General features: G+C 74.1%; 9 protein-coding genes. 4 read left to right on the top strand and 5 right to left on the bottom strand.

All coding sequences use genetic code 11. The annotated features are described in order from the left end of the window. Positions 1–20 precede the first annotated feature (20 nt). Positions 21–968, bottom strand: a complete 948-nt coding sequence (locus AC2CJA_RS21420; RefSeq protein ID WP_484604304.1) for a transketolase family protein — start codon at positions 966–968, stop codon at positions 21–23. Positions 969–1,024: 56 nt separating this feature from the next. Continuing rightward, positions 1,025–1,765, bottom strand: a complete 741-nt coding sequence (locus tag AC2CJA_RS21415) for a transketolase (protein WP_484604303.1) — start codon at positions 1,763–1,765, stop codon at positions 1,025–1,027. 54 nt (positions 1,766–1,819) lie between these two features. Between AC2CJA_RS21415 and soxR the strand changes: the two genes are divergently transcribed. Continuing rightward, positions 1,820–2,281, top strand: coding sequence for a redox-sensitive transcriptional activator SoxR (gene soxR, locus AC2CJA_RS21410; protein WP_484604302.1), 462 nt, complete (start codon positions 1,820–1,822; stop codon positions 2,279–2,281). 120 nt (positions 2,282–2,401) lie between these two features. Then, complete coding sequence (locus AC2CJA_RS21405) at positions 2,402–2,746, top strand: DUF3140 domain-containing protein (RefSeq protein WP_484604301.1); 345 nt, start codon at positions 2,402–2,404, stop codon at positions 2,744–2,746. 52 nt (positions 2,747–2,798) lie between these two features. On the opposite strand, the gene AC2CJA_RS21400 is transcribed toward AC2CJA_RS21405, so the two are convergent. Continuing rightward, positions 2,799–4,994 (bottom strand): putative bifunctional diguanylate cyclase/phosphodiesterase, encoded by a 2,196-nt coding sequence (locus tag AC2CJA_RS21400; protein ID WP_484604300.1) that lies wholly within the window; start codon positions 4,992–4,994, stop codon positions 2,799–2,801. Then, positions 4,991–5,806, bottom strand: a complete 816-nt coding sequence (locus AC2CJA_RS21395; RefSeq protein WP_484604299.1) for an SAM-dependent methyltransferase — start codon at positions 5,804–5,806, stop codon at positions 4,991–4,993. Before AC2CJA_RS21395 ends, AC2CJA_RS21400 begins: the two co-directional genes overlap by 4 nt. Positions 5,807–5,999: 193 nt before the next feature. On the opposite strand from AC2CJA_RS21395, the gene AC2CJA_RS21390 reads away from it, so the two are divergent. Continuing rightward, positions 6,000–6,350: a DUF8129 domain-containing protein gene (locus AC2CJA_RS21390; RefSeq protein ID WP_484604298.1), complete on the top strand. Its 351-nt coding sequence runs from the start codon at positions 6,000–6,002 to the stop codon at positions 6,348–6,350. 85 nt (positions 6,351–6,435) lie between these two features. Here the strand turns inward: AC2CJA_RS21390 and AC2CJA_RS21385 are convergent, their stop codons facing one another. Next, complete coding sequence (locus AC2CJA_RS21385; protein WP_484604297.1) at positions 6,436–6,870, bottom strand: DUF2267 domain-containing protein; 435 nt, start codon at positions 6,868–6,870, stop codon at positions 6,436–6,438. A 165-nt stretch (positions 6,871–7,035) separates the two neighbouring features. On the opposite strand from AC2CJA_RS21385, the gene AC2CJA_RS21380 reads away from it, so the two are divergent. After that, the gene (locus AC2CJA_RS21380; RefSeq protein ID WP_484604296.1) at positions 7,036–7,434 is read left to right on the top strand and encodes a ChaB family protein; all 399 of its coding nucleotides are present in this window, start codon (positions 7,036–7,038) and stop codon (positions 7,432–7,434) included. Positions 7,435–7,537: the final 103 nt, after the last annotated feature.

The following is a 7,537-nucleotide window of genomic DNA, read 5'->3' as shown; positions in this document are numbered from 1 at the left end:
CCCCGGCCCCCGCCGCGCGATCAGGCCGCGGCGCGGGCGGTGAAGCCGGTGATCCGCTCCCGCAGCGAGCGCGGGTCCAGGCCGTGGGCCGCCAGGTGCTCGGCGGCCGTGCCGTAGCGGCGCAGCTCGGCCCGCGCCGTACCCAGACCGAGGACCCGGTGCGGGACGCCGGTCAGGGCCTCGGCGGCGGCGGCCGTGGAGGTGCCGGCGAGGTACGGCTCGACCAGGACGACCTCGGGGGCTCCCGGGCCGGCGGTGGCCGCCCGCAGCGCGGCCGCGTCGAAGGGGCGGACGGTGGCGGCGTACAGCACCGTCGCGTCCAGATCCCGTACGGCGGCGAGGACTGCGTCGAGCAGCGGGCCGACCGCGACGACCACCGGCGCCCCGGGGCCGCCGCGCCGTACGGTGAGGAAGCCCTCGCCGGTGACCGGCCGGGGGCGGGCGTTGGTCTGCGCCGACAGCCGGACGTACACCCGGCCGTCCCCCTCCCCGTTCCCGTCCGCGCCGCCCGGGCCTCCCGCGCAGGCGCGGCGCAGCAGGGCCTCGGCCTCGTCCGGGTGACCGGGCACGTGGACGGTCCAGCCGTCCAGAGTGTCCAGCAGCGCCACGTCGCCGGGTGCCATGTGGGTGAACCCGCCGGCGGGCCAGTCGTAGGAGCCTCCGGCGCTCACCAGCACCCCGCCCGTTCCCTGGTGCCCGAAGTCCAGTTTCAGCTGCTCGAAGGGCCGCTCCACCAGGAAGGAGGCGAAGGTGTGCAGCACCGGGCGCATCCCGGTGAGGGCCAGTCCGCCGCCGACCCCGACCAGCAGCTGCTCGCGGATGCCGACGTTGACCACCCGGTCCGGGTGGCGTTCGGCGGCCCGGCGGAAGCCGTCCGCGCCGATCTCGGCGAGGACGACCGCCAGGCGCGGGTCCTCGTCCAGCAGGCGGGAGACGACGGAGGCGAAGCGTTCGCGCATGGTGTCCATGTACCGGTTCCTCCTTGGTTTTCGGCTTGGGTTTTCCGCTTGTGCTTCCGCGCCGGTCAGGCGTGCTTGGGTTCGACGCGGGCGACCACGGCGTGCGGGCGTCCGGGGTGCGGCCGGGTGTACGCCGCGTACAGCGCCTCGTGATCGCGGCCGTCGACGGTCAGCGCCGACCAGCCCGCGGCCGTGAAGCGGGAGGCGATGCCGCCGGGCAGGGGGTGGGAGGCCGAGGAGTTGTCGATCACCAGGGTGTGCAGGCGGTCGAGTCCGGCGGCGCCCGCGAAGTCGATGGCCTCGTGGTTGCTGCCCTCGTCCAGCTCGGCGTCCCCGACCAGCACCCACACCCGCGGCCCGGCCGCGCTCCGGGCGCGCAGCCCCAGGGCGGTCCCCACGGCCAGCGGCAGACCGTGGCCGAGCGAGCCGCTGCCGATCTCCACGCCGGGGACGAGTGTGCGGTCCGGGTGGTGCCCCAGTGGCGAGTGGTGGGAGCCGAACCCCGGCAGCCAGTCGGCGGGGAAGAAGCCCCGGGCGGCGAGCACGGCGTAGTACGCCATCGGGCCGTGCCCCTTGGACAGCAGGAAGCGGTCCCGGCCGGGATCACCGGGGCGGTCGGGGGAGAGGCGCAGCACCCGGTCGTAGAGGACCCACAGGGCGTCCAGGGTGGAGGTGGCGGCGGCGTCGTGCTTCTCGTCGCCGGTCATCAGGGACATCAGCGCCGGAAGGGCGTCGAATCCGGTCCCCTGCCGCGGTGCGGCATCGGACGCGGGGGCGGGTGTGTGCGGTGGTGTCGCGGTCGTCATGCCAAGAGGCTCCGATCTCAAGGCGACTTGAGGTCAAGCGCTATGCTCGCCGTCATGACCGACCGAGACGAACGCCTCGCCATCGGGGAACTGGCCGCCCGCTCCGGGCTCGCGCCCTCCGCCCTGCGCTACTACGAGGAGATGGGTCTGATCCACTCCGAGCGGACCACGGGCAACCAGCGGCGCTACCCGCGCACCGCCCTGCGCCGGGTCGCCTTCGTGCGGGCCGCCCAGCGCGTCGGCCTGTCGCTGGAGGAGGCCCGCGCCGCGCTGGACCGGCTGCCCGTGGACCGGGCGCCCAGCGCCACCGAGTGGAACGCCGTGGCCCGTACCTGGCAGCGGCGGATCGACGCGCGGATCGGCGAGCTGGAACGGCTGAAGGAGCGGCTGACCGGGTGTATCGGCTGCGGCTGCCTCAGCCTGCGCAAGTGCGGCCTGTACAACCCGGACGACATCGCGGGCTCGCGGGGCCCGGGTGCCCGCTACCTGGAGGGGGATCCCACGCCGCAGACCTGAGACACGGCCGGTGCGCGGGCGCCGCTCCGGCGCGCGGCCCGGCGGAACACGGGTTTTCCCGGGCCGGAGCGGGGCACTCGCGCGGCGCGAGGGATCCGGGAGGTCTACGGGAGGTTGACGATGGCCGACATCTCCGAGCTGGAGCGGGACGCTCTGTGGGACGAGTTCCACGCCGTGGTGAACATGACGTCGAACGAACTGGAGGCATGGCTCAGGACGAGCGTCGCCGGCGAGCGGACCGAGGAACTGCCCGAGCAGGCCGGGCCGGAGCGGGGACGGCGGGTGCTGGCGATCCTGCGCAAGCGCCGCACGGACCTCACCGGCGACGACATCGCGGTGATGCGCGAGGTCGTCGACACCGTCGGTGCCGAACGCGAGCGTGTACGTGTCGCCGAGGCCGTGCGGGACTCGGACTGGCGGCACCGGATGATGTCGCTGGGGCACGATCCCGTCAGGGCGTCCTGACGGCTCGGGGCGCGCCCGCTCCCCCGTGCGCCGGGCCCGCTCGCCCCGCCGGTCACTGCCCGGCGGCCAGCGGCAGCGCCCGCGACGACAGGCGCTCGGGCGGGCCGGGCCGGGCGTAGTACCAGCCCTGGGCCGAGTCGCAGCCCAGTTTCCGCAGCTGGTCGGCCTGGGCCGCCGTCTCCACGCCCTCGACGGTCACGGCCAGCTCCAGGGCGTGCGCCAGCGAGACGATGCCCTCGACGACCCTGAGGTCGACCGGGTCGGCCGGGTCCTGCTGGAGGCCCCGGGTGAAGGAGCGGTCCAGCTTCAGGGTGGACGCCGGCAGCCTGCGCAGACTGGCCAGGTTCGAGTAGCCGGTGCCGAAGTCGTCCAGGGCGATCCGCACCCCCAGGTCGGCGAGCCGGCGTAAAGGCTTCAGCTCCGCGTCGTCGGCGCGGATCAGGGCGCTCTCGGTGACCTCCAGACAGAGCGAGGCCGGATCCAGCCCCGCCTCCTCCAGCACCGCCACGGTCTCGGAGACCAGCTCAGGATGGTGCAGCTGCCGCGGCGAGAGGTTGACGTTCACCCGCAGCGGCCGGGAGCCCCCGATGCCGCGCACCTGCCACTCGCACGCCTGCCGCACCGCCTGCTCCAGCACCCAGCGGCCCAGCGGCACGATCAGCCCGGTGTGCTCGGCCAGCGGGATGAAGCGGTCCGGGCCCAGCACCCCGTGGAGCGGATGCGCCCAGCGCACCAGGGCCTCGGCGCCCTCCACGCTGCCGTCCTCCATCCGCACCAGCGGCTGGTACTCGATGAAGAACTCCCCGCCCTCCAGCGCGGCGGGCAGATGGGTGGTCAGCATGTGGCGGCTGATGGTGCGGGCGTCGCAGTCGGGGTCGGCCAGTTCGTAGCGGTTGCCGCCCCCGGCCTTGGCCCGGTACATGGTGATGTCGGCGCTGCGCAGCACCTCCGCGGGCGTCAGCTCCCCGACCGGGCCCTCCACCACACCGATGCTGGCGCGCACCGGCAGCTCCCGTCCGGCCAGCGCGATCGGGCAGGACAGCGCGTCCAGCGCCCGCCGGGCCAGGTCGGTCACCTCCGAGCGCGAGGCGGGGTCGCTGACCAGGGCCACGAACTCGTCACCGCCGATCCGCGCGACCATGTGGCGCGGCGAGGCCACACAGCCCTGCAGCCGCTCGGCCACGTTCACCAGCAGCTGGTCGCCGACCGAGTGGCCCAGGCTGTCGTTGACCGTCTTGAAGCCGTCCAGGTCCAGGTAGCACAGGCCGATCCGGGCGACGCCGGAGCCGGGGGAGAGGAGGTGCTCCAGCCGCTCGAAGAACAGGGTGCGGTTGGGCAGGTCGGTCAGCGCGTCGTGGGTGGCCTCGTAGCGCAGCCGCAGGTTCAGCAGGCGCCGTTCGGTGATGTCCTCCATCAGCGCCAGCATGTAGCGCGGCTCGCCGCCGGGGCCGCGCAGCAGCGAGACGGTCAGATTGGTCCACAGCACGGTGCCGTCGCTGCGCGTGTACGGCTTCTCCACGCGGTAGTGGTCGCGCTCGCCGCGCACCAGCTCCTCGTGGACCCGCCAGACGCCCGGGGCGTCGTCGGGGTGGACCCAGTCGGAGACGCGGCGGCTGCGCACGTGCTGCTCCGAGCCGCCGAACATCTTCGCCAGCGCGCTGTTGATGTCGAGGATCGTCCCGTCCATGTCGGCGATCCCGATGCCGACCGTGGCGCCCTCGAAGACCGCCCGGAAGCGGGTCTCGCTCTCGTGGAGGGCCTTCTCGGCGCTCTCCCGCGCCGCGAGCGCGGACCGGGCCAGCGCCTCCTGCTCGAAACGGGTGCGCTCCTGCAGCGCGCGGGCGAACCCGGTGGAGACGGCGTGCTGGAGGCGGGCGCAGCGGGCCCGCCCGTCCTCGGTCGGCAGTACCGCCGGGTCGCTGCAGTACAGCAGCAGATAGGCGTCCACCACGCCGAGCACCTGCGGCAGCGCCTCCGGCGCGGTGCAGTGCGCCTCGACGAGCGCCGCCCCCACCTCGCGCCCCGGGGAGGGGTCGAAGGGGCGGGCGTGCAGAGCCTCGCCGAGGGTCCGCGCCAGGGGGACGAGGTACTCCTCGAACTCGGTGCGGGTCATGGAGGTGGCCGTGGCGGGGTAGACCGCGCGGCTCCAGATCCGGGCGAAGCGGCGGTATCCGTCGTGCGGGTCGCCCGGGGCCTCCGGCGCCAGGGGGCGCCCGGAGGCGGCGGGCCCCTGCGGAGTGGGGCTCACGCCTTGCGTCCCACTCCACCGAAGCCGGTGAAAACCACGGGGTCCTCCTGGTCCACCGGTCCGTCCGGGCGCCAGTTCGGCATGGAGACCAGACCGGGCTCGACCATCTCGAAGCCGTCGAAGAAGCGTTCCACCTCGGAGCGCGAACGCAGGATAAGCGGCGAGCCGATGTTGCGGTAGACGTCCTCCACGTCGTCCCCCTGCTCCGGCCTGCGCGGGCCGCCCTCGACCGAGGCGTGGGTGAGGACGAGCAGACTGCCGGGGGCGAGCGCGTCACGCAGTCCGGCCACCTTCGCCCACGGGTCGTCGCCGTCCTCCATGAAGTGCAGCAGCGCCACCAGCAGCAGCGCCACCGGGCGTTCCAGGTCGAGCAGCCGGCCCACCTCGGGGCTGCCGAGGATGTCCTCGGGCTTGCGGAAGTCGGCGGCGACGACGCCGGTGCGCTCCTCCCGGCCCTCCAGCACGGCCCGGCTGTGGGCGACGGCGACGGGGTCGTTGTCCACGTAGACCACCTTCGCCCCCGGCGCGGCGGCCTGGGCGACCTCGTGGACGTTGCCGAAGGTCGGGATGCCCGAGCCGACGTCGAGGAACTGGGTGATGCCCTGCTGCGCGGCGAAGCGGACGGCCCGGCGCATGAACGCACGGTTGGCCTGCATGATCTTCGGGAGTCCCGGGAAGACCTCGATGGCCCGCCTGGCGGCCTCCCGGTCGGCCTCGAAGTTGTGCGACCCGCCCAGGTAGTAGTCGTAGATACGGGAAACGCTCGGCACGGACAGGTCTATGTCCTGCGGAGCCCAGGCGGGACGCTCCATCAAAGTCTCCAACCGGTCGGTGAATATGACAGGGACTCCTGAGGCTACTGATCCCAGGTCGGCAGGTACACGGAACCGGAACCCCGGCGTTCCGGTCCCGGACCGCTACGTATAGCTTGCCCCGGTTCCTCCATCGGGATAATCGTGGCGGCCGCCGGGTTTTCCCACTCCCCGATCCGGACACCCGGAACGGATGAGCACCACCGATCACGACGAACTCCCGTTCCCCGACTACGATCACCTCTCCGCAGGCGAGCTGGAGCACCGGATCCGTGCCCTGTCGCACGACGACCTGGAGCGGCTGCTCCACTACGAGCGCGAACACGCCGGCCGTGCCCACGTGATCGCGTTGCTGACGGCCCGTACGCACCAGCTGGAGGAGGGCAGCCCGCGCTCCCCGGGCGGCGTCGAGCCGCCCTCGGGGCCGCGGGGCGAGCGCGGCGGATCCCCCGTCAGCCCGGCGACCTCGCCCGAGCCGTACAACCCGCCCCCGCACGGCACCCCCGACCAGCGGGCCAAGCCGGTGGGCAACCGCTTCCGGTAGAGGCCGCCCCCGCGGGCGAGGCCCCCGGGAGCCTGTCCCCGCCCCCGGGGGGCTCCGGCCGCGCCGGCCGGACCGGCCGGGGCCTTCAGTACTCCTCGGCGCGGGTGGACGGCAGCAGCTCGCGGATGTCCGGCGGCAGGACGTGGCCCACCTTGGTCATCAGCTCGGGCGAGACCGCCGCGTCCAGCACCTCCAGCACCGCCGTGGCCTCCCGCACCGCGGTGTCCTCCGTGGCGCGGGACCGCCAGGCCACCCGCCCGGCGAAGGTGGTCAGGTCGAACGGCTCGCCGTGGGTGCGGGCGCCGGCCCGCCGCCGCGGCGAGGCCTCGTGCCCGGCCACCACCCGGCGCAGTGACTCCGCCGCCTCCCCGGGCAGCTGGGCGGCCAGATGGTCGGCCACCCCGTCCGGTATCCGCTCCGCCAGCGTCTCCAGCGTGGCCCGCAGGGCCCGCTCGGCCGTCTGCCGGTCCGGAAGGTCCGCGTGCGCCTGCACCTGGCCGGTGAGCTCCTCGTACCGCATGGTCGGCACTCCTCTCGGCGTCTCGTCGTCGCGTCGGGATCCGGCCGGGAACCCGCCGCGGTCCCCTGGAAGCGGGTGACCCTGCCGGTGCGCATCGACACCTGCCGTTTCCGTGACCGGTGGCCGGGAACCCGTAACGGACCCGACCGATCGGAGGTGAGGAACGTGCCCGCACGGAAGGAACTTCCGTCGACCCTGGAGCGCTCCCCCCGGGAGGCGCAGCGCACCTGGATCAAGGCCCACGACTCCGCTGTGGAGGAGTACGGAGAGGGCCGGCGCGCACACCAGACCGCCTACAGCGCCCTGAAGCACAAGTTCGAGAAGGTGGGCGACCACTGGGAGCGCAAGGAGGGCGGCCGCAAGGGGCCCTCCGACCAGCGTGCCGCCCGCCCGCGCGGCAGGGGCGGACGCAGCGGCGAGGGTGTGGACGAGAACGCCGGCAAGGAGCACCTGTACTCCATCGCGCGGCGACTGGACATAGGCGGACGCTCCCGGATGACCAAGGACGAGCTGCTGCGGGCCATCCGCAAGGCCAACCGCTCCGAGACCCGCCGGGCACGCTGACGCCGTACCGGTGCCGCGGGGGGGCCGGGCCCACGGCCCCCCCGCGGACGGCGCGTCCCACCGCCGGCCTCAGCCGACGAAGCGGCGGGCGGCGGAGCGGCAC

Source organism: Streptomyces sp. ATLC9 (genome assembly GCF_057196705.1).
This window is presented reverse-complemented; position numbering and strand designations above follow the sequence as displayed.

Bases quoted from the DNA above. Each gene is read 5' to 3' on its own strand.
- AC2CJA_RS21395 (WP_484604299.1), bottom strand. From the start codon at position 5,806: ATGGAGCGTCCCGCCTGGGCTCCGCAGGACATAGACCTGTCCGTGCCG.
- AC2CJA_RS21420 (WP_484604304.1), bottom strand. From the start codon at position 968: ATGGACACCATGCGCGAACGCTTCGCCTCCGTCGTCTCCCGCCTGCTG.
- AC2CJA_RS21390 (WP_484604298.1), top strand. From the start codon at position 6,000: ATGAGCACCACCGATCACGACGAACTCCCGTTCCCCGACTACGATCAC.
- soxR (WP_484604302.1), top strand. From the start codon at position 1,820: ATGACCGACCGAGACGAACGCCTCGCCATCGGGGAACTGGCCGCCCGC.
- AC2CJA_RS21405 (WP_484604301.1), top strand. From the start codon at position 2,402: ATGGCCGACATCTCCGAGCTGGAGCGGGACGCTCTGTGGGACGAGTTC.
- AC2CJA_RS21385 (WP_484604297.1), bottom strand. From the start codon at position 6,870: ATGCGGTACGAGGAGCTCACCGGCCAGGTGCAGGCGCACGCGGACCTT.
- AC2CJA_RS21415 (WP_484604303.1), bottom strand. From the start codon at position 1,765: ATGACGACCGCGACACCACCGCACACACCCGCCCCCGCGTCCGATGCC.